This window comes from Streptomyces olivaceoviridis (genome assembly GCF_014650115.1).
Classification (GTDB): domain Bacteria; phylum Actinomycetota; class Actinomycetes; order Streptomycetales; family Streptomycetaceae; genus Streptomyces; species Streptomyces olivaceoviridis.
Genome location: NZ_BMUI01000002.1, coordinates 257,993 through 279,962 on the forward strand (window position 1 = coordinate 257,993; position 21,970 = coordinate 279,962).

General features: G+C 73.6%; 23 protein-coding genes. 13 read left to right on the forward strand and 10 right to left on the reverse strand.

Annotated elements, in window-relative coordinates:
• Nucleotides 1-37 precede the first annotated feature (37 nt).
• The 4 genes from IE273_RS05030 to IE273_RS05045 are packed head-to-tail and all read left to right on the forward strand — an operon-like array spanning nt 38 to nt 4,253.
• Nucleotides 38-2,746 carry a HAMP domain-containing histidine kinase gene (locus IE273_RS05030; RefSeq protein WP_189813916.1) on the forward strand — a complete coding sequence of 903 codons (2,709 nt, stop codon included), beginning with the start codon at nt 38-40 and terminating at the stop codon, nt 2,744-2,746.
• On the forward strand, nt 2,743-3,219 hold the full coding sequence (locus IE273_RS05035; protein WP_189813917.1) for a roadblock/LC7 domain-containing protein: 477 nt from the start codon (nt 2,743-2,745) through the stop codon (nt 3,217-3,219). The genes IE273_RS05030 and IE273_RS05035 overlap by 4 nt, the downstream gene beginning before the upstream one ends.
• A 28-nt stretch (nt 3,220-3,247) precedes the next feature.
• Nucleotides 3,248-3,664, forward strand: coding sequence for a DUF742 domain-containing protein (locus tag IE273_RS05040; RefSeq protein WP_189814178.1), 417 nt, complete (start codon nt 3,248-3,250; stop codon nt 3,662-3,664).
• Complete coding sequence (locus IE273_RS05045) at nt 3,651-4,253, forward strand: GTP-binding protein (protein ID WP_189813918.1); 603 nt, start codon at nt 3,651-3,653, stop codon at nt 4,251-4,253. The genes IE273_RS05040 and IE273_RS05045 overlap by 14 nt, the downstream gene beginning before the upstream one ends.
• Before the next feature lie 3 nt (nt 4,254-4,256).
• On the opposite strand, the gene IE273_RS05050 is transcribed toward IE273_RS05045, so the two are convergent.
• The 8 genes from IE273_RS05050 to IE273_RS05085 all read right to left on the reverse strand — a co-directional run bounded on the left by IE273_RS05050 (nt 4,257) and on the right by IE273_RS05085 (nt 11,787).
• Nucleotides 4,257-4,925: an ABC transporter permease gene (locus IE273_RS05050; protein ID WP_189813919.1), complete on the reverse strand. Its 669-nt coding sequence runs from the start codon at nt 4,923-4,925 to the stop codon at nt 4,257-4,259.
• The gene (locus tag IE273_RS05055) at nt 4,922-5,575 is read right to left on the reverse strand and encodes an ABC transporter permease (protein ID WP_189813920.1); all 654 of its coding nucleotides are present in this window, start codon (nt 5,573-5,575) and stop codon (nt 4,922-4,924) included. Before IE273_RS05055 ends, IE273_RS05050 begins: the two co-directional genes overlap by 4 nt.
• Nucleotides 5,572-6,705: an ABC transporter ATP-binding protein gene (locus tag IE273_RS05060; RefSeq protein ID WP_189813921.1), complete on the reverse strand. Its 1,134-nt coding sequence runs from the start codon at nt 6,703-6,705 to the stop codon at nt 5,572-5,574. Before IE273_RS05060 ends, IE273_RS05055 begins: the two co-directional genes overlap by 4 nt.
• Nucleotides 6,706-6,887: 182 nt before the next feature.
• The gene (locus IE273_RS05065; RefSeq protein ID WP_189813922.1) at nt 6,888-8,189 is read right to left on the reverse strand and encodes a PP2C family protein-serine/threonine phosphatase; all 1,302 of its coding nucleotides are present in this window, start codon (nt 8,187-8,189) and stop codon (nt 6,888-6,890) included.
• A gap of 70 nt (nt 8,190-8,259) precedes the next feature.
• Nucleotides 8,260-8,667, reverse strand: a complete 408-nt coding sequence (gene msrB, locus IE273_RS05070; protein WP_189813923.1) for a peptide-methionine (R)-S-oxide reductase MsrB — start codon at nt 8,665-8,667, stop codon at nt 8,260-8,262.
• Between the two features lie 15 nt (nt 8,668-8,682).
• Nucleotides 8,683-10,074 (reverse strand): UDP-N-acetylmuramate--L-alanine ligase, encoded by a 1,392-nt coding sequence (murC, locus tag IE273_RS05075; protein ID WP_189813924.1) that lies wholly within the window; start codon nt 10,072-10,074, stop codon nt 8,683-8,685.
• A gap of 136 nt (nt 10,075-10,210) precedes the next feature.
• On the reverse strand, nt 10,211-10,684 hold the full coding sequence (locus IE273_RS05080; RefSeq protein WP_189813925.1) for an indole-3-glycerol phosphate synthase: 474 nt from the start codon (nt 10,682-10,684) through the stop codon (nt 10,211-10,213).
• A gap of 164 nt (nt 10,685-10,848) precedes the next feature.
• Nucleotides 10,849-11,787: a pyrimidine reductase family protein gene (locus IE273_RS05085; protein ID WP_373309304.1), complete on the reverse strand. Its 939-nt coding sequence runs from the start codon at nt 11,785-11,787 to the stop codon at nt 10,849-10,851.
• 37 nt (nt 11,788-11,824) lie between these two features.
• Here IE273_RS05085 and zapE point away from each other — a divergent pair, with 37 nt between their 5' ends.
• From zapE to IE273_RS05130, 9 genes are all read left to right on the forward strand, one after another.
• Nucleotides 11,825-12,928 carry a cell division protein ZapE gene (gene zapE / locus IE273_RS05090; protein WP_189813927.1) on the forward strand — a complete coding sequence of 368 codons (1,104 nt, stop codon included), beginning with the start codon at nt 11,825-11,827 and terminating at the stop codon, nt 12,926-12,928.
• A gap of 209 nt (nt 12,929-13,137) precedes the next feature.
• Entirely contained in the window at nt 13,138-13,536 is a 399-nt protein-coding gene (locus tag IE273_RS05095) for a hypothetical protein (protein ID WP_189813928.1), read from the forward strand.
• Between the two features lie 83 nt (nt 13,537-13,619).
• Nucleotides 13,620-14,198 (forward strand): carbonic anhydrase, encoded by a 579-nt coding sequence (locus IE273_RS05100; protein ID WP_189813929.1) that lies wholly within the window; start codon nt 13,620-13,622, stop codon nt 14,196-14,198.
• A gap of 8 nt (nt 14,199-14,206) precedes the next feature.
• On the forward strand, nt 14,207-15,685 hold the full coding sequence (locus tag IE273_RS05105) for a SulP family inorganic anion transporter (protein ID WP_189813930.1): 1,479 nt from the start codon (nt 14,207-14,209) through the stop codon (nt 15,683-15,685).
• A gap of 104 nt (nt 15,686-15,789) precedes the next feature.
• The gene (locus IE273_RS05110; RefSeq protein ID WP_189813931.1) at nt 15,790-16,659 is read left to right on the forward strand and encodes a slipin family protein; all 870 of its coding nucleotides are present in this window, start codon (nt 15,790-15,792) and stop codon (nt 16,657-16,659) included.
• Nucleotides 16,660-16,700: 41 nt separating this feature from the next.
• A complete protein-coding gene (locus IE273_RS05115) occupies nt 16,701-17,558 on the forward strand; it encodes a PPK2 family polyphosphate kinase (protein WP_189813932.1) in 858 nt (285 codons plus the stop codon).
• Nucleotides 17,559-17,720: 162 nt separating this feature from the next.
• Nucleotides 17,721-19,289, forward strand: coding sequence for an FAD-dependent oxidoreductase (locus IE273_RS05120; RefSeq protein WP_189813933.1), 1,569 nt, complete (start codon nt 17,721-17,723; stop codon nt 19,287-19,289).
• 63 nt (nt 19,290-19,352) lie between these two features.
• Entirely contained in the window at nt 19,353-20,198 is an 846-nt protein-coding gene (locus IE273_RS05125; protein ID WP_189813934.1) for a polysaccharide deacetylase family protein, read from the forward strand.
• A gap of 17 nt (nt 20,199-20,215) precedes the next feature.
• Complete coding sequence (locus tag IE273_RS05130) at nt 20,216-20,398, forward strand: hypothetical protein (RefSeq protein WP_014675663.1); 183 nt, start codon at nt 20,216-20,218, stop codon at nt 20,396-20,398.
• Here the strand turns inward: IE273_RS05130 and IE273_RS05135 are convergent.
• Nucleotides 20,390-21,061 (reverse strand): ABC transporter, encoded by a 672-nt coding sequence (locus IE273_RS05135; RefSeq protein WP_189813935.1) that lies wholly within the window; start codon nt 21,059-21,061, stop codon nt 20,390-20,392. The genes IE273_RS05130 and IE273_RS05135 overlap by 9 nt on opposite strands.
• Entirely contained in the window at nt 21,058-21,939 is an 882-nt protein-coding gene (locus tag IE273_RS05140) for an ABC transporter ATP-binding protein (protein WP_189813936.1), read from the reverse strand. The genes IE273_RS05135 and IE273_RS05140 overlap by 4 nt, the downstream gene beginning before the upstream one ends.
• Nucleotides 21,940-21,970 lie beyond the last annotated feature (31 nt).

The following is a 21,970-nucleotide window of genomic DNA, read 5'->3' on the forward strand; positions in this document are numbered from 1 at the left end:
CCGCTCCCCCGGACAAGACACCCACGAAGGAGGCCCGGTGTCCACGAACCAGGTGGACGCGCCCGCCCGGCACGCCCCCACGCGGGGCGGAGCACGGGGATTCGCCGACCGCTGGCCCTTCCGGCGCAAGCTCAATCTGCTCGTCGGCATCCCCCTCGCGGTCATCGCGGTTCTGCTGGCGTACCTCTTCACCGACCTGGTGCGGCAGTCGTCCAGCGCCGGCTCGGCGGCCCGGATGGTGCGCGACAGCGCACAGGTGGCGCGCCTGGTGGACCGGGTGGAGGCCGAGCACCAGCAGGCCATCCTGCTCTCGACGCGCTACGAGTCCGGGGACGCGAAGCCGACGACGTCCGCCTACCGCGCGGCGCAGCGCGCGGTCGACTCCCAGGTGGCCACGGTGCGCGAGGCCTTCGGTGACCGGCTGCCGGAGAGCGAGGCGCAGGCCCTGCGCGGGGTCGAGGGCCTCACCAGCCTTCGCACCTCGGTGGAGCAGTCGTACCTGCCCGCCGACAACATCGACCCGGCCTACGCGGGCGCCGCCCAGAGCCTCATCGACGGCCTCGGCCTCGACCGCGACGCCGACCTCGCCGAGACCTTCACCGGCAGCCTGCTGGACTCCCTGCTGCGCGCCGACGCCGCCCACGGCGCCTTCGAGACCAACGTGTTCGCCGCCACCACGGGCGACACCAACGCGCAGATCGAGTTCACCAGCGCGGTCGGCGCGTACGAGGTGTACACCCACCAGGCCGCGCGCTTCGCCCGGTTCGCCACCGAGGCGCAGGCCGAGCGGTTCTCCGGCATCGAACACACGCGGGCGCAGCGCGAGATCGCCGAGGCGTACGCCGAACTCCAGGTCGGTGTCGGCCGGCTGGAGACGAACGACAAGGGGCGGCTGCGGCAGGCGGTGCAGGACGCGCTGACCGACTACCCCGCCTACCCCGAGCAGGCCGCCGCCCGGCTGAAGATCACCACCGCGCTGATCGGCCAGATCGCCGACCGGGCCGACGGCGCCGCCGACAGCGCCCGGTGGCGGGCCGGCCTGCTGCTGAGCGGCGCGCTGATCGCCTTCGCGCTGTGGATCGCCTTCGCGGTGCTGGTGCGCCGCTCGGTGGTCCGGCCCGTGCAGGCGCTCACCGGAGCCGCGCGGGAGGTCGCCGAGGTCGCCGGGCGGGAACTGGCCCGGGTGGCCGACGACGACGCCGAGGACGACGGACCGCCCCGCCTGCGGGACATGCCGGTCACGGCCCGCGACGAGATCGGTGACCTGGCGGAGGCGTTCAACCGGGTGCAGACCACCGCCGCCGCGCTGCTGGAACGCCAGGTGCTCAGCCGGCGCAACACCGCGGAGATGTTCGGCAACGTGGGCCGCCGGGTCAGCAACCTGACCACCCGGCAACTCGCGCTCATCGACGCGGTGGAGCGGGGGGAGACCGACCCCGCGCTGCTGGAACGGCTGTACTCCATCGACCACATCGCCGTGCGGCTGCGCCGCAACGCCGACAGCCTGATGCTGCTGGCCGGCATCCGTGAGACGGTGCTGGACGCGGGCCCGACGGCGCTGTCGACCGTCGTACGGGCCGCGCTCGGGCAGATCGAGGGCTACCAGCGGGTACGGCTGTACGCCGCGTCGGACGCCTTGGTCGAGCCGGACATCATCGGTGACCTCACGCTGATGGTGGCCGAACTGCTGGAGAACGCGGTGTCGTTCTCGCCCGAGGGCAGCCCCGTCGAGGTCACCGTCCGCTCCGGGGCCGAGGGCACGCACGTCGTGGTCACCGACCACGGCCTCGGCATGAGCGCCGAACGGCTCGCCGAGGAGAACGCCCGGCTGATCCGCCGGGAACGGCTGGACCTGGTGCCGACCAAGGTGCTGGGCCTGTTCGTGGTGGGCGCGCTGGCCCGCCGCTGGGAGATCGGGGTCGAACTGACCCGCACACCGGGCGGTGGTGTGACGGCCGAGGTGACGCTGCCGGCCTCGCTGCTGCTCGCGCCGGGCGCGGGGTCGCAGGCTCCGGTGGCGGCGGCGCCCGCGCCGGTGGCCGGGGCGTCCGGCCCGGTACCCGCGCGGGGCGCGCTGCCGCCGGACACCGCCCACGAGAAGGCACCGGCCGACGGCACCGCACCGGACGAGCCCGTCCGCGCGGAACACGGCGGCCCGCTCCCCCGCCGGATCCCCCGCCGCGCACCGCAGGGCACCGGCACGCAGGCCCCTTCGGGGGAGCAGACGCGCGGCGACGCCGAACAGACCGCGCGCCCGCTGCGCCGCCGGGTGCGCGGAGCCACGCTGCGCACCACCGCGGGCGCCGCGCCGACGGTGCCGAAGACCGTACGGCCGCTGGACGCCGAGGCCGTCCGCGACGCGCTGGAGGAGTTCGAGGACGCCGTGGAACGCGCCCGGCGGGACAGTGACACGGGCAGCTTCGCCCGCCCGGCGAGCACCGGTACGGCTCCTCGCGAGAGCGGCACGGCCACGGCGACGCGCGAGGACGCCGTGCCGACGGCAGCGCACCGGCCCCGCCCGGACGGCGCCGCCGGAGCCGCCCGCCCGTCCCACCCGGACGCCACCGGGGAAGCCACGCGCCCATCGCACCCGGAGGACGCCCCGCCACACGCCGACGACACCCCGGCTACCGACCCCCCACCGCACCCCTCCCCCGAACGCCCCACGCCCGCGGCCACCGCCCCCACACCCCCGGCCACCCCGCCGCACGACCCGAACCACCTTCCGGAAGGAGCCGAGCAGTGAGCACGTCGACAGGTGACAGCCCGACGGGCGGCAACACGCCGACCGACCTGCGGGCAGCCGCGGCCGACTTCACCTGGCTGCTGAACCGCTTCGCGACCGAGACCGCCGGCGTCGTCGACGCCATCGCCGTGTCCTCCGACGGCCTGCTGATCGCGGTGTCACAGCTGCGCGAGCACGCCGACTCCGAGCGGCTCGCGGCGATCGTGTCCGGCATCACCAGCCTGGCCGCGGGCGCCTCCGGCAACTACGGCCTCGGCGGACTGAACAAGGTCATCATCGATCTGGAGGGCGGTCACGTCATCGTCTCCGCGATCGGCAGCGGCGCCGTGCTCGGTGTCGTCACCGACAAGGAGGCGAAACTCGGCAACATCGCCTACGAGATGACGCTGTTCGCCAACCGCGCCGGTGCCGCGCTGAGCCCGCAGCTCGTGCTGGAGCTGAAGAACAGCGTGGGCGCGGCGGCGGCCGGCTGAGAAGGAGAAGGTTTCCATGGCGGACGGCATGGCGGACGGCATTCCGCCCCCGGGCCCGGACCCGGTCGGCCCCGTCCCCGCCGTACGGCCGTACCTGGTCACCGCCGGCCGGGTCGCGGACGCCGCCTCCGGCCGGGCGCTGCCCGTGGAGACCCAGGTGGTGTCCACCGCCGGCGGTCTCGACGCGCTCGGCCGGCTCTCCTTCGAGCAGCACGACATCGTGGCCGCCTGCCGGCTGCCGCAGTCCCTCGCGGAACTCGCGGCCCGGCTGCGGCTGCATCTCAACGTGGTCCGCGTCCTGGCCGAAGACCTGCGCGAGGCGGGCCAGTTGGCGGTGTACGTGCCGGACGCCGAGGCCACCCACGACGCGTCCGTCCTGCGCAGGGTTATCGATGGCCTGCGGGCCATCCCCGACTCCCGAGGGGTACCGAGTGACACCGACTGAACCGCTCCTGGCCCGGGGCCCGGCCGCGCGTGTGGCGGTACGGCCGCCGCTGCCGGTGAAGATGGTGATCGCGGGCGGTTTCGGCGTGGGCAAGACCACGGCCGTCGGCGCGATCTCGGAGATCGAGCCGCTGACCACCGAGGCGTCGATCACCGAGGTCGCGGCCGGCGTGGACGACCTGACGCACACTCCGGGCAAGACCACGACGACCGTCGCGATGGACTTCGGCTGCATCACCATCGACCCGACGTTGAAGCTGTACCTGTTCGGCACGCCCGGACAGGAACGGTTCGGGTTCATGTGGGACGACATCGTGGAGGGCGCGGTCGGCGGGCTCGTCATCGTCGACACCCGCCGGCTGGACGACTGCTACGCGGCCGTGGACTACTTCGAGCACAAGGACATCCCGTTCGCCGTCGCGGTGAACGCCTTCGACGGCCGGGTGGAGCACACGCTGGAGGACGTCCGCTGGGCGCTGGACGTCTCCGAGGGCGTGCCGGTCGTGGTGTTCGACGCCCGGGAGCGGGGCTCGGTGCGGGACGCGCTGCTCGTCGTACTCGAACTCGCGCTGGCCCGCACCGGGCAGTGACCGTCAGGCGCTGCGGCGTACCCCCTGCGACACCGTGATCCGGGACGCCGCCCAGAACACGGCGAGGGTCGCGAGGGCGAGGCCGGCGACGAGCGTGGCACCGCCGACGACCTTCTCGTAGTTCTTCTGGTAGAGGCCGTCGATGATGTAGCGGCCGAGGCCGCCGAGGCTGACGTAGGCCGCGATGGTGGCGGTGGAGACGATCTGGATGGCCGCCGTGCGCAGTCCGCTGAGGATCAGCGGGAGCGCGACCGGCACCTCCACCTGGAGCAGCACGCGCGCCTCGGGCATGCCCATGCCCCGGGCCGCGTCCACCGGGGAGGGATCGACGGAGCGGACCGCCTCGTAGGTGGTGACCAGGATCGGCGGTACGGCGAGCACGACCAGCGGGATCATCACCGGCAGCAGACCGAAGCCGATCCAGATGAACATCAGCACGAGCAGGCCGAAGCTGGGCAGCGCGCGGCCGGCGGTGGCGATGAACGCGAGGGCGTTGCCGCCGCGCCCGGTGTGGCCGGTGAACAGGCCGACGGGCAGCCCGATCGCGGTGGCGATCAGCAGGGCTTCCAGGGAGTACTTGATGTGCTCGGCGAACCGGGTGGGGATGCCGTCGTAGCCGTGCCAGTGGGCGCTGTCGCTGAAGAAGGCGTGCGCGAAGTTCAGGACGTTCACCGGGTGGCACCCTTCCGCGGCATCCAGGGGGTGAGCAGGAGGCGGACGAGGACCAGCGCGGCGTCGGCGAGGATGCCCAGCACCGCGATGGTCAGGACCGAGTTCACGGCCAGGGCGGGCCGGTGGTAGGTCTGGGCGTCGTAGAGCATGTTGCCGAGGGCGCCCTGGTTGCCGATGAGCATGCCGACGCTGACCAGGGAGATGCTGGAGACGGTGGCCACCCGCAGCCCGGCGATGATCGCGGGCACGGCGATGGGCAACTGGACCTGGAAGTACCGGCGTACGGCCCCGAACCCCATGGCCTGGGCGGCGGCCAGGGTCTCCGGCGGCACCGAGCGCACGCCGTCCACGATCGCCGGGACGAGCACCACCAGGCTGTAGAGCGCGAGCGGGATCATCACCGTCGTCTCGCTCTGCCCGAAGTAGTCGATGAGGACGACGAAGAAGGCGAGCGACGGGATGGCGTAGAGGACGGTGGTGATGCCGAGGACGGGCGGGTAGATCCAGCGGAACCGCACGCACAGCTGGGCGATCGGCAGCGAGACGAGCAGTCCGGCCAGCACCGGCAGCAGGGCCTCGCGCAGATGCAGCCCGATGAGACCGGCGTAGCTGTGCTGGAGGTCGCTCGGGAGGTCGAAGAAGCCGCTCATCGCCCGGCCTTCGCGTCGGCGTGCTCCGCCACCTCGCCGTGGGCGGCGCGGATCGCCTCGCCGATGACCTGCTGGGAGACGACACCGACCGCGCGTCCCTCGCCGTCCACCGCGACGGCCCAGCCGGTCGGCGAGAGCACGGCCCCGTCGAGCGCGGTGCGCAGCGAGTCGGTGCCGGGCACGAACGGCCGCCCGTGGTCGAGGAGTCGCTCCCGGTCGATGGCACCGGCGGTGAGCCGGTCCGGTTCGCTCCAGCCGAGCGGCCTGCCGTCGAGGTCGGTGACGAGGAGGTAGGGGGCCGTGGCCGCCCGCGCGGCGAGCTTGCCGGCGTCGGCGTCGATCGGGACGACGGGCCCGGTCTGCAACTCCAGCCCGGTGGACGGGAAGAAGGAGAGCCGGCGGATGCCGCGGTCGGCGCCGAGGAAGTCCTCCACGAAGGGGTCGGCGGGCGCGCTGAGCAGTTCGGCGGGCGGCGCGAACTGGGCGAGCCGGCCACCGGTGCGCAGCACGGCGACCTTGGTGCCCAGCTTGATCGCCTCGTCGATGTCGTGCGTGACGAAGACGATGGTCTTGCCCAGCTCGTCCTGGATGCGCAGGAGTTCGTCCTGGAGTCCCTTGCGGACGACGGGGTCGACGGCGGAGAACGGCTCGTCCATCAGCAGCACCGGCGGGTCGGCGGCGAGGGCGCGGGCCACGCCGACGCGCTGCTGCTGGCCGCCGGAGAGCTGGTACGGGTACCGCTTGGCCAGCGCGGAGTCGAGCCCCACCCGTTCCATCAGCTCGGCGGCCCGGGCCCGCGCCCGCTGCTTGGTCCAGCCGAGCAGGCGGGGCACGGTGGCGATGTTGTCGAGGATGGTGCGGTGCTGGAAGAGCCCGGCGTTCTGGATGACGTAACCCATCGACCGGCGCAGGGTGTTGACCGGCTGCTGCCGGATGTCTCGGCCGTCGAGGAGGATGCTGCCCTCGCTGGGCTCCACCATCCGGTTGATCATCCGCAGGGTCGTCGTCTTGCCGCAGCCTGAGGGCCCGACGAGGACGGTGATCGCGCGGTCCGGTATGTCCAACGACAGCCGGTCGACCGCGACCGTGCCGTCCGGATACCGCTTCGTGACTGAATCTATCCGTATCAAAACGCCGCGTACCCTTCGGGCGACCGATCCTGGGCTGATGCGGGGAGAGTCTAGACCGCCAGTGTTTCGGCACTTTGGCGGCACCATGGCCGGCGCGCCCGCCACTCGTCGACCGGGATGGCAAGTGGCGCTGCCGCATGGCCAGTTTGTAGGTGCCACGCCGCCTCGCGCCGCCCGCGCGTTCACCCCCGCACCCCGGCACCCGCCCCCGCCGGACCTCCCTGGCGCGTGTGCGGGCGTGCCGCCAGGATCGCGACGTCGTCTTCGGCGTGCCGGACGTCCAGGCGGCTGAGGATGGTGTCCAGGACCGCGTCGAGGGCGTCCCCGGCGGCGAAGCGCAAGGCGGCCAGCCGGGCCAGGGAGCGGTCGATGTCCTCGCCGCGGCGTTCCACGAGCCCGTCGGTGAACGCCACCAGTGTCTGGCCGGGCGCCAGCCGGTGCGTGGCCGACTCGTACCCGCCGAGCCCGGTGCCCAGCGGCGGCCCTACCGGCACGGGCAGCAGGCCGGTCGCGCCGTCCTGGTCGATCAGCGCGGGCGGCAGGTGGCCGGCGCCGGCGAGCGTGACCTGGCCCCGGCCGGGGTCGACGCGGGCGAGCAGACAGGTCGCGGGCCTGCGCTCGGCCTCCGCGGAGGCGATGTCGTCCATCTGCCGCAGCACCCGGTGCGGGGGGAGGTCGGCGGAGGCGATGTAGCGCAGGGAGGAGCGGTAGGCGCTCATGTCGACGGCGGACTCCAGGCCGTGTCCCATGACGTCACCGACGACCAGCAGGGTCCGGCCGAAGTGCAGCCGGACGGTCTCGCACCAGTCGCCGCCGACCAGGGCGCTCCGGCCCACCGGCAGATAGCGGATCGCGATGTCCAGGTTGGGGTGCGGCCGGCCGGGCTCGGCGAGCAGGGCACGCTGGAGGTCACCGGCGGTACGGCTGACCTGCTCGTGGACGCGAGCGTGCCGCAGGTGGGAGGCGGCCCGCTCGGCGAGCAGGGCGAGCACTTCGGCCTCGGCACGCCGCAGCGCTCCTTCGGGCCGCGCCCACACCAGGACGCCGTACACTTCGTCCCCGCTGGTCAGCGGGGCACACAGACCGGCGCCCCCGGTGGTGCCCGGGTACTCCAGCCAGGGGTCCGGCGCCGCACCGGCGGCCGGGACGTGCGCCTCGCGGGCCGCCGCGGCGGCCCACCGGACGTCGGGCAGCAGTCCGGCGTCCCCGGTGACCGCGGCGTAGCGGGAGGCGGTGTCCGGGGTGCGGCCCATCACGGCGGCGGCTCCCCCGGCCAGCAGCACGGCGGCCCGGGTCAGCTCGGTGCGGGTGGTGGCCGCGTCGAGGGTCGTACCGATCCCGGCCAGGGTCTCCCGCAGGTCGGCCAGCCGTGCGCCGGCCCGCGCGGGCCGCTCGGCCTCGCCCGGGCCGCCGCCCCGGCGGCGCGCCCGCTCGACGGGCAGGGGCCCGCGACGGGACCGGATCCACCGCGCCACACCCCACACCCTCACAGGATCTCAAAACGGGGCGGCCGGGGCACCAGCCCCGGCCGCCCCGGCGGTCCCGCGCGGGGGCTCAGCCCTCCTGGGGCTCCAGCCGCAGGGAGATGGAGTTGATGCAGTACCGCTGGTCGGTGGGGGTCGGGTACCCCTCACCCTCGAAGACGTGCCCGAGGTGGGAGCCGCAGCGGGCGCACCGCACCTCGGTGCGGACCATGCCGTACGAGCGGTCCGCGACCAGTTCCACGGCGTCGGTGTCCTTCGGGTCGTAGAAGGACGGCCAGCCGCAGTGCGACTCGAACTTGGTGTCGGAGGTGAACAGCTCGGCGCCACAGGCCCGACAGGAGTAGACGCCCTTGGTCTTGGTGTCGGTGTACTCACCGGTGAAGGCCGGCTCGGTGGCGGCCTGGCGCAGTACGGCGTACTCGGCGGAGGTCAGCTCCGCGCGCCACTGCTCGTCCGGCTTCTCGACGTCGTACGACATCAGTTCTCAGCCCCTTTACTGCGACAGGCGTTCCAGGATCAGCGGGCCCAGGTCGGTCACGTCGCCCGCGCCCATGGTGAGAACGAGATCACCGGGCTTCGCCATTCCCGCGACCACCGCGGGGATCTCCGCCTTGTCGGACACGGCCGTGACGTCGGCGCCGGCCACGCGCGCGGCCTCGATGATCAGCTCGCTGGTGACACCGGGGATCGGGTCCTCGCGGGCCGGGTAGATGTCGAGGACCAGCGAGGCGTCGGCGAGGGCCAGCGCCTGCCCCATCTCCTTGCCCAGTTCCTGGGTGCGGGAGAAGAGGTGCGGCTGGAAGACGACGAGGATGCGGGCGTCACCGGCGGCGGCGCGCATGGCCTCCAGGTCGGCCGTCATCTCGGTCGGGTGGTGGGCGTAGGAGTCGATCACCTGGACGCCGGCCGCCTCGCCCTTGAGCTGGAGGCGCCGCTTGACGCCGGTGTAGGCGGCGAGCGCGGGCGCCAGCTCGGCGGCCGGGATGCCGAGGGCGGCGCCGGCGGCGAGTGCGGCGACCGCGTTCAGGGCGTAGTGCCGGCCCGGCACGGACACCTCGAAGGTCAGCTCCTGCCCGTCCAGCACCGCGGTGACCTGGCTCTTCAGCCCCTGCGGGACCACCGCCAGGACGCGGACGTCGGCGTCGGCCGCCTCGCCGTAGGTCACGATCCGCACGTCGCGGCCCCGCACGCGCCGGGTCAGCTCGCGGGCGCCCTCGTGGTCGGCGGAGACGACCAGCGTGCCGCCCTCGGTGATCCGGTCCACGAACGTCTCGAAGGACTCGTAGATCTCGTCGATCGAGGCGTAGTTGGCGTGGTGGTCCAGCTCGACGTTGAGGACGATGGCGACCTCGGGCGCGTACTTGTGGAAGCTGCGGTCCGACTCGTCGGCCTCGGCGACGAAGATGTCGCCGTCGCCGTGCAGCGCGTTGGAGCCGGGCGCGTCCAGGTCGCCGCCGATGGCGTACGACGGCTCCAGGCCCAGCTCGGTGAGCGAGACCGCCAGCATGGAGGTGGTGGTGGTCTTGCCGTGCGTGCCCGCCACGGCGATCGGCCGCAGCCCCTCCATCAGCGCGGCCAGCGCGTCGGAGCGGTGCACCACCGGGATGCCCAGCTCGGCGGCGCGGGCCAGCTCGGGGTTGTCCTTCCGGATCGCCGACGACACGACGACACAGCTGGCGTCGTCGGCGAGGTGCTCGGCGGCGTGCCCGATGTGCACGGTCGCGCCCAGCGCCCGCAGCGCCTCGGCGGTCGCCGACTCCTTGGCGTCGCTGCCGGCCACCTCGGCCCCGCGCTGGGCCAGGATCTTGGCGATCCCCGACATCCCGGCGCCGCCGATGCCGATGAAGTGCGGTCGGTCCATGGCGTCAGGAAGGCCGGGTGCCATGCGTTTCTCCCCAGAGACGGTACGGGCTAGAGCAGGGCTAGCCTATGCGCTCGGGCACCGGGCGCCTCGCGCGCACCCGCGCCCCGCGGACGCGCCGCGACCCGAACGGCGCTCACCGGCCGGCCCGGCGCAGCGGCTACGCCTTGCTGTGCGAGAACAGCTTCAGCACCGGCACGCCCACCTTGTGCCGGGCCCGGGAGGCCCAGTCCCGGTGGAAGAACTCCTCCACGTAGTGCGGGTCCGTCAGCACGATCACCTCGTCGGCGCCCACCTCGGCCACCAGCGACCTCAGCGCGTCCAACGGGTGGTCCTCGACCAGCCGCCCCTCCGCCCGGCTCCCCGCGGAGCGCAGCGCCTGGAGCGACACGTCGAGGGCCTGCTGCCCCACGCTCCGGGCCTCCTGCCCCTCGGGCGTCTCCCCTTCCCGCACCGCCTCGTCGAGTTCGCCGAGCGCGATGTCGTCGATGGCCCGCAGCAGCCGGTCCGCCTGCTCGCCGCGCGGCTGGAGCAGGACGTGGAAGGAGACGGGCTCGTCCCCGTGCAAGGTGGTGACGAACTCCACGTCGGCGGACGTCAGGGCCTTCTCGATCATCAGAACGCTTGTGAACACCAGGCGCCTCTCTCCTCGGAGGGCCCGGCAGGGCCCGTGCGGAAACCATCCTTCCCCGTGATCGCACGGGTGCTGCCGGTCCAAGTCTGCCCGCCGGAAGCTAACCGGAACGATCAATTCCGCCGATATCAGGACTGACAGTGACGTCAGCACCAACGGTGGCGTCAGGACCGACAGTAACGACCGAACAGAAATCCGTCCTGCTCCAGCAGGGACGCGAGTCCGAACCGGTGCGGAACGGCCACCGACGGCCCCCCGGCGATCCGCTGCGCGTTCCCCGCGGTGAGCGTCGGCGAGAGGGTCAGGCACAGCTCGTCCAGCGCCTCCGCGGCGATCAGCTGGCCGAGCAGCCGGGGCCCGCCCTCGGTGAGCAGCCGGGTGTGGCCGAGGCCGGCCAGGGCCTGGACCGCGCGGGCGGGCTCGACGCCCATGCCCTCGCCGGCGATCACCACCTGGGCGCCGGCCCGCTCGGCGGCGGCGATCCGGTCGGGGGCGGCCGCGGCGCCGGTGAGGATCAGCGTCGGCACCAGGGGCGAGGTGAACAGCGGCAGCGTGAAGTCCAGCTCCAGGCTCGCGGTGACGATCGCGATCGCCGGGACCGGGGTCTGTCCGGCGGCGGCGCGGGCCCCGGCGAACTCGTCCCGCACCCGGGCGGGCCGGTACCCCTCCTGGCGTACCGTCTCCGCACCGACCACGACGACGTCCGCGAGCGCCCGCAGGGTGCCGAAGATCCGCATGTCGGTGGCGCTGGAGATGGGCTGCGAGCGGCCCTCGTGCTGGGCGGCGCCGTCGAGCGAGGAGACCATGTTGGCCCGCAGCCACGGCCGCGGGGCGCCCGGCGCGGGCTCCGGGTAGGCGTACGCGGCGGCCAGCTCGGCGAGGCTCCACTCCCGGTCCACGACCGCGGCGGCCCCGACGGGCCCCCCGACGGGCGGGCGGACCACGCCACCTGCCGGGCCGGCTCCGGCGGCACCACGCGCCCCGGCCGCACCGTCCTGACCTGCCGGGCCCACCTCCCCCTCGGGGCTGCGCCCGAGGGTCCGAGCACCCCCTGCGGGGGCCTGGGCTGCTGTTTCTTCGGTCACAGGGAACAGGCGTCGCATGCCGTGCAGTGTGACACGGCGCTTAGCATGGAGAACTGTGTCGTCCTCCACCGCCGCCCCCGGTTCCAGCCCGCTGCCGGAAGCCGGCCCCCTGTCCCTGTGCGCCCGTGAGCCGCACGTGCCCGCGGAGCGGCTGGTCGCCGAGATGGTGCCGCCGCCGCGCTTCGACTCGGTCCGCTTCGCCACGTACATCCCGGACCCGAACCAGCCCAGCCAGACCGAGGCCGTCCGGGTCCTGGAGGGCTTCGCGGCCGGGCTCGGCGGGGCGCACGCCTCCGGCGCCGGCCGGCGCGGCCTCTTCGGCTTCGGCCGGGCCAAGGCGCCCAAGACCCCGGCCGGCCCGCGCGGGGTGTACCTGGACGGCGGTTACGGCGTCGGCAAGACCCACCTGCTCGCCTCCCTGTGGCACGCGACCCCGGCCGACCCGTCCCGCAAGGCGTTCGGCACCTTCGTGGAGCTGACCAACCTGGTCGGCGCGCTCGGCTTCCAGCAGACGGTACGGACGCTCTCCGAGCACAGGCTGCTGTGCATCGACGAGTTCGAGCTGGACGACCCCGGCGACACGGTCCTGGTGTCGACGCTGCTCGGCAAGCTGGTCGAGGCGGGCGTGGCGCTCGCCGCCACCTCCAACACGCTGCCCGGCAAGCTGGGCGAGGGGCGGTTCGCCGCCGCCGACTTCCTGCGCGAGATCCAGGGCCTGTCGGCCCGCTTCCGCACCCTGCGCATCGACGGCGAGGACTACCGGCACCGCGGCCTGCCCGAGGCCCCGGCACCCTTCTCGGACGAGGACGTCATGAAGACGGCGTTCGCCACCGAGGGCGCCTCGCTGGACGACTTCGCGGGTCTGCTGGAGCACCTGGCGAAGGTGCACCCGAGCCGGTACGGCGCACTCACCGACGGGGTGCGGGCGGTGTGCCTGACCGGGGTGAAGCCGGTGCCGGACCAGTCGACGGCGCTGCGCCTGGTGGTGCTCGCGGACCGGCTCTACGACCGCGAGGTCCCGGTGCTGGCCTCGGGGCTGCCGTTCGACCGGCTGTTCAGCGAGGAGATGCTGAACGGCGGCTACCGCAAGAAGTACTTCCGCGCGATATCCCGGCTCACCGCGCTGGCACGGGACGCGAAGGGACTGGTCGGCGCCTAGCCGCCCCCTCCCCGGCCGTCCCATAGTCGATCAAACCCTGCGGGTCAAGGGCGGGTTCACGCCACACCACCCGCACTTTTCACGCTCTCTTGCGCGCTTAACGCGCAGTTAACCCTGCAAAGGACTTTGCAGGGTTAACGTGTTTCTTGACCATCCATTGACCAACCTTTGGTCTGGACAAGAAACGTGAACGCGGCGGAGGGGGGCTCATGTTCCGAGGTACGACCGTTCGGACGCTGCTCACCCTCCTCGGCGTGACGCTGCTCGCCTTCCAGTTCTTCACTCCCGCGGGATCCTTCGCACCCGCGCACACATTCAGTCAGGTGCTGGCCAAGGCCGAGACCGGAACCATCCCCTCCGCACTGCCGGTGCGCGAAGGGGCGGCGGACAAGGTCCGCGCCCCCGGCTGCCCAGGTGACCCCGCGGGCATCCCGCACGTCCGCGACCGGCAGCGCGGCCCGGCCTCCGGCTGCGCGCAGGAGCGCGCCCTCATATCCGGCCGGATGGCCGAAACGGGCCCGTCGGAGCCCTCCGGCGGACCGCACCACCCCACCCCGAGAGCCTCCAGAACCCACACTCCGGCAGCGCTCCAGGTCTTCCGCTGCTGACGGACGGGCAGCTCTCTCCCCCACACACAACCGTCGTTCAAGTCCGACGCGCCAGGCAGGCGCGCCAGGAGGAACCCACACACATGCAGCCCCTCATCGACAACGCCCGTACCTTCGGACAGCGCCCTGAGGAGTTCGCCAAACTCGCCGAAGGCCAGTCCCCGCAGGTGCTGTTCATCACCTGCTCCGACTCCCGGGTCGTCCCGGCCCTGATCACGGGCGCCCGCCCCGGCGAGCTGTTCGAGCTGCGCACCGCGGGCAACATCGTCCCGCCCCACGCCTCCGAGCACCCCACCAGCGAGGCGGCCACCATCGAGTACGCCGTGGAGGTGCTCGGCGTCCGCGACATCGTGGTCTGCGGCCACTCGCACTGCGGCGCCGTCGGCGCGCTGGTGCGCGGTGACGACCTGACCGCCGTACCGGCCGTGCGTGACTGGCTGGCGTCCGCCACCCCGCGCCCGGCCGGCGCGGCAGAGGACCCGGAGGTCGCCGAGGGCGTGCAGAGCCACGTGCTGACCCAGCTGCTGCGACTGCGCTCGTACCCCTGCGTGGAGCGCAGGCTGAAGGAGGATCAGCTGGCCCTGCACGCCTGGTACTACGAGGTGCACACCGGCGCCGTACGGACGCACCGCCCGCAGACCGACACCTTCGAGGCCCTGTGAGCGCGCCCATGACCGACAACCGCACCCTCATATCCCGTTTCCCCTACCTCAAGCAGGACTTCGCCGCCTCCCTGGTGGTCTTCCTGGTCGCGCTGCCGCTGTGCGTGGGCGTGGCCGTCGCCTCCGGGGTGCCGGCCGAACTCGGCCTGGTCACCGGCATCGTGGGCGGCATCGTCACCGGGCTGATGCGCGGCAGCAGTCTCCAGGTGTCGGGACCGGCGGCCGGCATGACCGTGCTCGTCTTCGAGGCGGTCAAGGAGTTCGGGCTGCCGGTGCTCGGCGTGATCGTGCTCATGGCCGGAGTGCTCCAGGTGGCCATGGGCCTGCTGCGGCTGGGCCGTTACTTCCGCGCCATCTCCGTCTCCGTCGTCGAGGGCATGCTGGCCGGAATCGGCCTGGTGATCATCGCCGGGCAGCTGTACCCGGCGCTGGCGGCGAAGGCCCCCGACTCCGGGCTGGGCAAGATCGCCGGGGTGCCCGGCGCGTTCCTGGACGCCCTCGGCGACACCGGCGCCCTCGCCTCGCTCGCGGTGGCCGCGGGCACGGTCGCGGTGCTGCTGCTGTGGAAGCACACCCCGGCGAGGGTGCGGGCGGTGCCCGGCCCGCTCGCCGCGGTCGGGCTCGCCACGCTGGCCGCGTTCGCGCTGGACCTGCCGGTGGCCACCGTGGAGGTGCGGGGTCTGCTCGGCTCGGTCCAGCCCCCGCCGCTGAGCGCCTTCGGCGAGCTGGCCGGCGTGGGGCTGCTGGGCACGGTCGTCGCCTTCACCCTGATCGCCTCCGCCGAGTCGCTGTTCAGCGCGGCGGCCGTGGACCGGCTGCACTCCGGTCCGCGCACCCAGTACAACAAGGAGCTCGTCGCCCAGGGCGCCGGCAACGTGGTGTGCGGGGTGCTCGGCGCGCTGCCGATGACCGCGGTGATCGTGCGCAGCGCGGCCAATGTGCAGGCCGGTGCCCGCACGAAGGCCTCCCGGGTCATGCACGGCGTCTGGCTGCTGCTGTTCGCGGCGCTGCTGCCCGACGTGCTGGCCTACATCCCCATCCCGGCCCTCGCGGGCATCCTGATCCACGCGGGCGCCAAGCTGGTCCCGCTCCGGGCCCTGACCGTGCTGTGGCGCGAGCATCGCGGGGAGGCGCTGGTCCTCGCCACCACGGCCGTCTCCATCGTGGCGGTCAGCATGTTCGAGGGCGTGCTCATCGGCCTCGCGCTGGCGGTGGTGAAGACCGCCTGGGAGGCCTCGCACGTCAAGCTGGAGATCGTGGACAAGGGCGCGGGACCGATCGAGGCGCACTTGTCCGGGAACGCGACCTTCCTGCGGCTGCCGAAGATCCTCGACAGCCTGGAAGCGCTGCCCCAGGACCGCCCGGTCCGGCTCGACCTGTCCGGGCTGCACCATCTGGACCACGCCTGCCGTACGGCCCTGGAGAACTGGGCCGCGCGGCACAGCGCGGCGGGCACGGAGCCGGTGAAGCTGGTCACGGCCGCCTGACGGCCCGCCCGTGGGGCCGGGGCGCCGGGACCTCTCGGCATCCCGGCCCCACGGGCCTATCGTGGCAACAGCAGACAAACCGGCCTCTGGATGAGGAGGTCACCATGGTCGAGGACCTTGTGGTGACCCTGGCGGCGGCGGGCTCCGCCGGTGTGGTGTACCTGGCGATGGCGGCGCGGGTGGTCAAGCAGTACGAGCGCGGTGTGCTGTTCCGGCTCGGCCGGGTGGCGGGGGAGGTACGGTCGCCGGGCCTGAATCTGATCATCCCCTTCGTGGACCGGTTGCAGAAGGTCAACATGCAGATCGTGACCCTGCCGATCCCGGCCCAGGAGGGCATCACCCGCGACAACGTCACGGTCCGGGTGGACGCGGTGGTCTACTTCCGCGTGGTCGACGCGTCGAGCGCCCTGATCAAGGTCGAGGACTACAAGTTCGCGGTGTCGCAGATGGCCCAGACGTCCCTCCGGTCGATCATCGGCAAGAGCGATCTGGACGACCTGCTCTCCAACCGCGAGAAGCTCAACCAGGGCCTGGAGCTGATGATCGACAGTCCGGCGGTGGGCTGGGGCATCCAGGTCGACCGGGTCGAGATCAAGGACGTGTCCCTTCCGGACACGATGAAGCGGTCGATGGCCCGCCAGGCCGAGGCGGACCGTGAGCGCCGGGCCCGGATCATCAACGCCGACGCGGAACTCCAGGCCTCCAAGAAGCTCGCCGAGGCCGCCCAGCAGATGTCGGGGACCCCGGCCGCGCTCCAGCTGCGGCTGTTGCAGACGGTGATGGCGGTGGCCGCCGAGAAGAACTCGACGCTGGTCCTGCCCATCCCGGTGGAACTGCTGCACTTCCTGGAGCGGGGCGGGCAGCCCTCGCTGACGGAGAAGCCGGAGAAGCCGGAGAAGGAGGAGAAGGAGGAGAAGGAGGAGCAGGACCGGGAGCCCGCGGCGCACACCGACGGCGGACCGCATCCCGGCTGACGGGCACCTGAGCCACCCCGGCCCGGACGGAAGGAGCGCGTGTGCGGAACAAGCCGGCCAGGAAGCTCCAGGAACTGCTGCGGCTGCCCCCGGGCGAGCGGGTCGACCTGTCCAGGTACGACGCCCGGGCCACCCCCGGCGCCCCGGACGGCAAGCAGGCGACGCGGGCGGCGGCGGACCGCATGGGCAAGCAACTGGCCCGGCTCCAGGAACGGCTGTGGGCGGCGGCCACCGCGGGCGACCACCGCCGGGTGCTGCTGGTCCTCCAGGGCATGGACACCAGCGGCAAGGGCGGCACGGTCAAACATGTGATCGGCCAGCTCAACCCGTCGGGGTGCCGGATCACGGCGTTCAAGGCACCCACCGAGGAGGAGCGGGAGCACGACTTCCTGTGGCGGGTGCGGCGGGCGCTGCCGGAGCCGGGCGAGATCGGCATCTTCGACCGCTCGCACTACGAGGACGTGCTCATCGCCCGCGTCCGGCATCTCGCCCGGCCGGCCGAGATCGGCAGCCGCTACGGCCTGATCAACGACTTCGAGCGCTCCCTCGCCGAGGACGGCGTGACCTTCGTCAAGTGCTTCCTGCACCTCTCCTACGACGAGCAGCGGCGCCGTCTGCTGCGCCGGCTGGACCGTCCCGACAAGCACTGGAAGTTCGCCCCGGGCGACATCGACGAACGCGCCCTGTGGCCCGCCTACCAGGAGGCGTACGAACTGGCCCTGGAGCGCTGCGCGGCGCCGTACGCGCCCTGGTACCTGGTCCCGGCGGACCGCAAGTGGTACCGCGACTGGGCCATCAGCCGGCTCCTGCTGGAGCGGCTGCGGGACCTGGACCCCCGGTACCCGGAGGCGGACTTCGACGTGGCGGACTGCCGGGAGCGCCTGCTGAAGGAGACGTGAGCGGGACGTGCGGGGCGGCACGGGCGGACGTCAGCCCGGGGTCCGGATTCCGGCGCGGGCGGACGTGAACCGGTGTCGCATTCCGGCGCGGGCGCACGTCGGCCGGGGCGGGGGTCCGGTTCAGGCAGACGTGAGCCGGGGCCGTAGGGGTACCCGGCGGGCATGCGCGAGCAGCGGAAGGTCACCGATTCGTACTGGCTGCGGACCGCCCCGGGGCCGTCCCATCCCGCCCTGGACGGGGATCTCGACGTGGACGTGGCCGTCGTCGGCGCGGGCATCGCCGGGCTGAGCACCGCCCATGAGCTGGCCCGGGCCGGGCGGCGGGTGGCGGTGCTGGAGGCGGGGCGGGTCGCGGCCGGTGTCACCGGCTACACCACCGCCAAGCTGACCGCGCAGCACACCCTGGTCTACGACCGGCTCCGGCGCACCCGGGGAGCGGAGGGGGCGCGGCTGTACGCGCGTTCGCAGTCGGAGGCGATCGAGCACGCGGCGGCGCTGGCGGCCGAGCTGGGCGTCGACTGCGAGTGGGAGACCCGGGACGCCTACACCTACGTCCGGGACCGGTCACGGGTGGCCGAGGTGCGCGCGGAGGCGGAGGCCGCCCGGGAGGCGGGGCTGCCGGCCGTGTTCACCACGGAGACCGGGCTGCCCTTCCCGGTGGCGGGTGCGGTCCGGGTGACCGGGCAGGCGCAGTTCCACCCGGTCAAGTACCTGCGGGCGGTCACCGCCGATCTGCTCGCGCGCGGCGGCGAGGTGTACGAGCGGACGCGGGTCACCGGTCTGTCGGAGGGCGAGCCGTGCCGGCTGACGACGGAGGCGGGCGCCACGGTGACGGCCCGGGACGTCGTGGTCGCCACCCACTATCCGCTGTTCGACCGCGCCCTGCTGTTCACCCGGCTCTCCCCGCGCCGGGAACTGGTCGTCGCCGGGCCGCTGGGCGACGGGACGGACCCGCACGGCATGTACATCACGCCGGACGAGAACACCCGCTCGGTGCGCACGGCGCCGTACGGCCCGGACGGGCAGCGGCTGCTGGTCGTCACCGGTGAGCACTTCACGCCCGGCACCGGCGACCCGCAGGCGGGCTTCGAGCGGCTCGCCGGCTGGGCCGAGGTGAACTTCCCCGGGGTGGAGCTGGACCTTGCCTGGGCCACGCAGGACAACGAGTCCACCGACACCGTCCCGCTGGTCGGCCCCCTGCACCCCGGCGCACGGCACGCCTACGTCGCCACCGGCTTCGGCGGCTGGGGCCTGAGCAGCGGCATCATGGCCGGGCTGCTGCTGAGCGCGCTGATCACCGGCCATGACCGCGCCTGGCAGGAGCTGTACGACCCGCGCCGGCTGAAGTCGGTGGTGCGCGAGGCGCCGTCGCTGCTGAAGACCCAGGCCGAGGTGGCCCGGCACTTCGTCGGCGACCGACTGAAGCCGCCGGTCTCGGTGGACGACCTGGCACCGGGCGACGGCGCGCTGGTCCGGTCCGGCGGGGAACGGCTGGCGGTCCACCGCGACGCGGAGGGCGCCCTGCACGCCGTGTCGGCCCGCTGCACCCACCTCGGCTGCCTGGTCTCGTTCAACCGCGCCGAGCGCGCCTGGGAGTGCCCCTGCCACGGCTCGCGGTTCGCCGTCGACGGCACGGTGCTCCAGGGCCCGGCGGTCACACCGCTGGAGCGGCGCGAGCTGGACCGGTCTGCGGCCGACCCCGGCGGGGACCAGTCGCCGCCGCGCGGGTGACCGTACCGCCGCGCCGCGGAATATATCACCATACAAACTCATATTCAGTCCTACGTTCGTACGGTGATCCCACGACCACGTCATCTCATCGCCGTCTGCCTCCTGGGCGCGGCGCTCACCGCCTGCGGCACCGCGGGCGGTGAGCGGCCCGCCCCGGCCGCCTCCCGCGGCTCCGCGTCCCCTTCTGCCACCCGTCCGCCCGTGCTCACACCCGGCCCCGGCGGGCTGACCCCGGTCTTCGAGCACGGCCCGCGCACCCGGGGCAAGACCGTCGCGCTCACCTTCGACGCCGACATGACCGCCGACGAGGGACCCCGCGCGGCCTCCGGCGAGCACTTCGACAACCCGGGCCTGATCGACGCCCTGCGCACGCTGAAGGTGCCGGCGACCGTCTTCATGACCGGTCGGTGGGCCGACGAGTACCCGGCCGAGGCCCGCGCCCTGGGCCACGACCCGCAGTTCGAGGTGGCCAACCACTCCTGGAGCCACTACGCGTTCACCGCCGACTGCTACGGCCTGCCGACCGTCGAGGCCGACGGGATGCGGGCGGACGTGCAGCGCGCGTACGAATCCCTCCGCGCGGCCGGCGTGCCCCACGCGATGCCGTACTTCCGCTTCCCCGGCGGCTGCTACGACCAGCGGGCGCTGCGCGCGCTGAGCGGGCTCGGGGTGACCGCGGTGCAGTGGGACGTGATCAGCGGAGACGCCTTCGCCACGGACGCCGACGCGGTGGTCAAGCAGGTGCTCGACGGGGTCAAGCCGGGCTCGGTGGTCGTCATGCACTGCACCCGCAGCGCCGCCCCGACGACCGAGCGGGTCGTCCGCACGGTCGTACCGGAGCTGCGCGAGCGCGGCTACCGGTTCGTGAAGGTCTCCGAACTGATCGGCCAGGCGGGCAACGGCCGCTGACGTCCTACGCTGAAGGCATGAGCGACGAGGACTACTGCACGATCGCCGAGACGGTGAAGCCGGCGAAGGCCGACGGACCGCCGTACGCGGAGTGCGTGCTGTGCCGGGAGCCGACGGAGTACCCGGAGTCGTACAAGGGCATCACGCTGTGCCCCGTCTGCGAGTGGCAGGAGGCACAGCGCACCGCCTGCTCAGGGTGAGCGACGCGCGACCGGCCGGCCGGTCGCGGCGAAGGCGGCGGCCGTGAGCAGGGCGGCGCCCGCCAGCGGCAGCAGCGGCACCGGTGCCCGGCCGGTCTGCGAGCCGATGACCAGACCGCTGACCGCCGCCTGTGCCGGGGAACCGGCCGGCACCACTGCCAGCAGCGCGCCCAGCAGCGTCGCCGGTACCGCACGCCCCCTGGACCGCAGCACCGGCCGGCTGGTGAGCGCGCCGACGGCCGCACCGAGCAGGGCGCAGGCGAGGGTGGCCGGCAGTCCCGCGGCGGCGGCCCGCGGCCGGGGCACGTGGACCCGGTGGCCGTTGCTCGCCGGGTCGCTGATCAGCGTCACCACCACGGTGGCCGCCACCCCGAGCAGCACGGCCACGAGCAGCGCGGTGAGCAGGCAGGCGAGGTGTGCCCGGGCGGGGCCGCGGGCGGCGGCGACGCAGGCCCGGGCCGCGGGCGGCTCCGCGGTGACACAGATCCGTACCAGCCAGGCGGCCACCGGCAGCAGACCGGCGGCCGTGTAGCCGAGCGAGCCCAGCACCGGCTGACCGCTCTGCACGCCGACGCCCAGGAACGCGACGTACAGGATCACCGGGGGCAGCCAGCGCTGGGAGCGCAGCAGCAGGTCGGCCTGGTAGCGCAGGAGCGCGGTCATGGGCGGCTTCCGGAGTCGGGGGACAGCGGGTCGGGGAACGGCGGTTCGACGCGGACCACGTGCCAGGGCGGGCGGGCCGTGAGCAGGGTGCGCAGCAGGATGTCGGAGCGGGACGCGGGGACGGCGAGCCGGTGGCTGCCGGGGGCGGTCTCCTCGGCGGACACCGCGATCCGCACCGCGTCCGGCGGCAGCCGCCCGCCCGGCGCCCCCCGCACGGTGACGACCGTGACCGGTCCGGTGGGCGCCCCCGGCGGATCGGTACGGCGTTCCAGACCCCCGTCGATCACCGCGTAGGCCGCGTCCGGGGCCCCGGCGAGCCGGCGCGGGTCGTGGTCCACGAAGACCACGGCACCCCCGGCCGCCGTACGCTCGGCCACCGCCCGCTCCAGCTCGGTCCGCGCCGCCGCGTCGAGCCCGGTCCAGGCCTCGTCCAGCACCAGCAGCTCCGGGTCGGCGAGCAGGGCCTGCGCGACGGCGACCTTCTGGCTGCTGCCCTTGGACAGCCGGGCCATCGGCGTACCGGCGTACGCGCCCGCCCCGAACCGCTCCAGCCAGGTGTCCGCGGCGCGTGCGGCGGCCTCCCGGCCGAGGCCGTGGACGGTGCCGAGGTGGGCGAGGTAGCCGGCGGCCGTGAAGGGCAGGGCGGACGGGAACCGCTCCGGCACGTACGCCGTGCGCGGGCGACCGCTGATCCGGCCCTCGCTGGGCGCGTCGAGCCGGGCGAGCAGCCGGAGCAGGGTGGACTTCCCGGTGCCGTTCGCCCCTTCGATCCGGGTGAGGGTGCCGGGGGCGACGACGAGGTCGACGCCTCGCAGCACCCAGGGGCCACGGAAGCCGTAACGACGGCCCACGGCGGTCAGGCGCAGGTCACGGTGCATGGGGGTCATTCTGTTGCAGGGGATCCGGTGC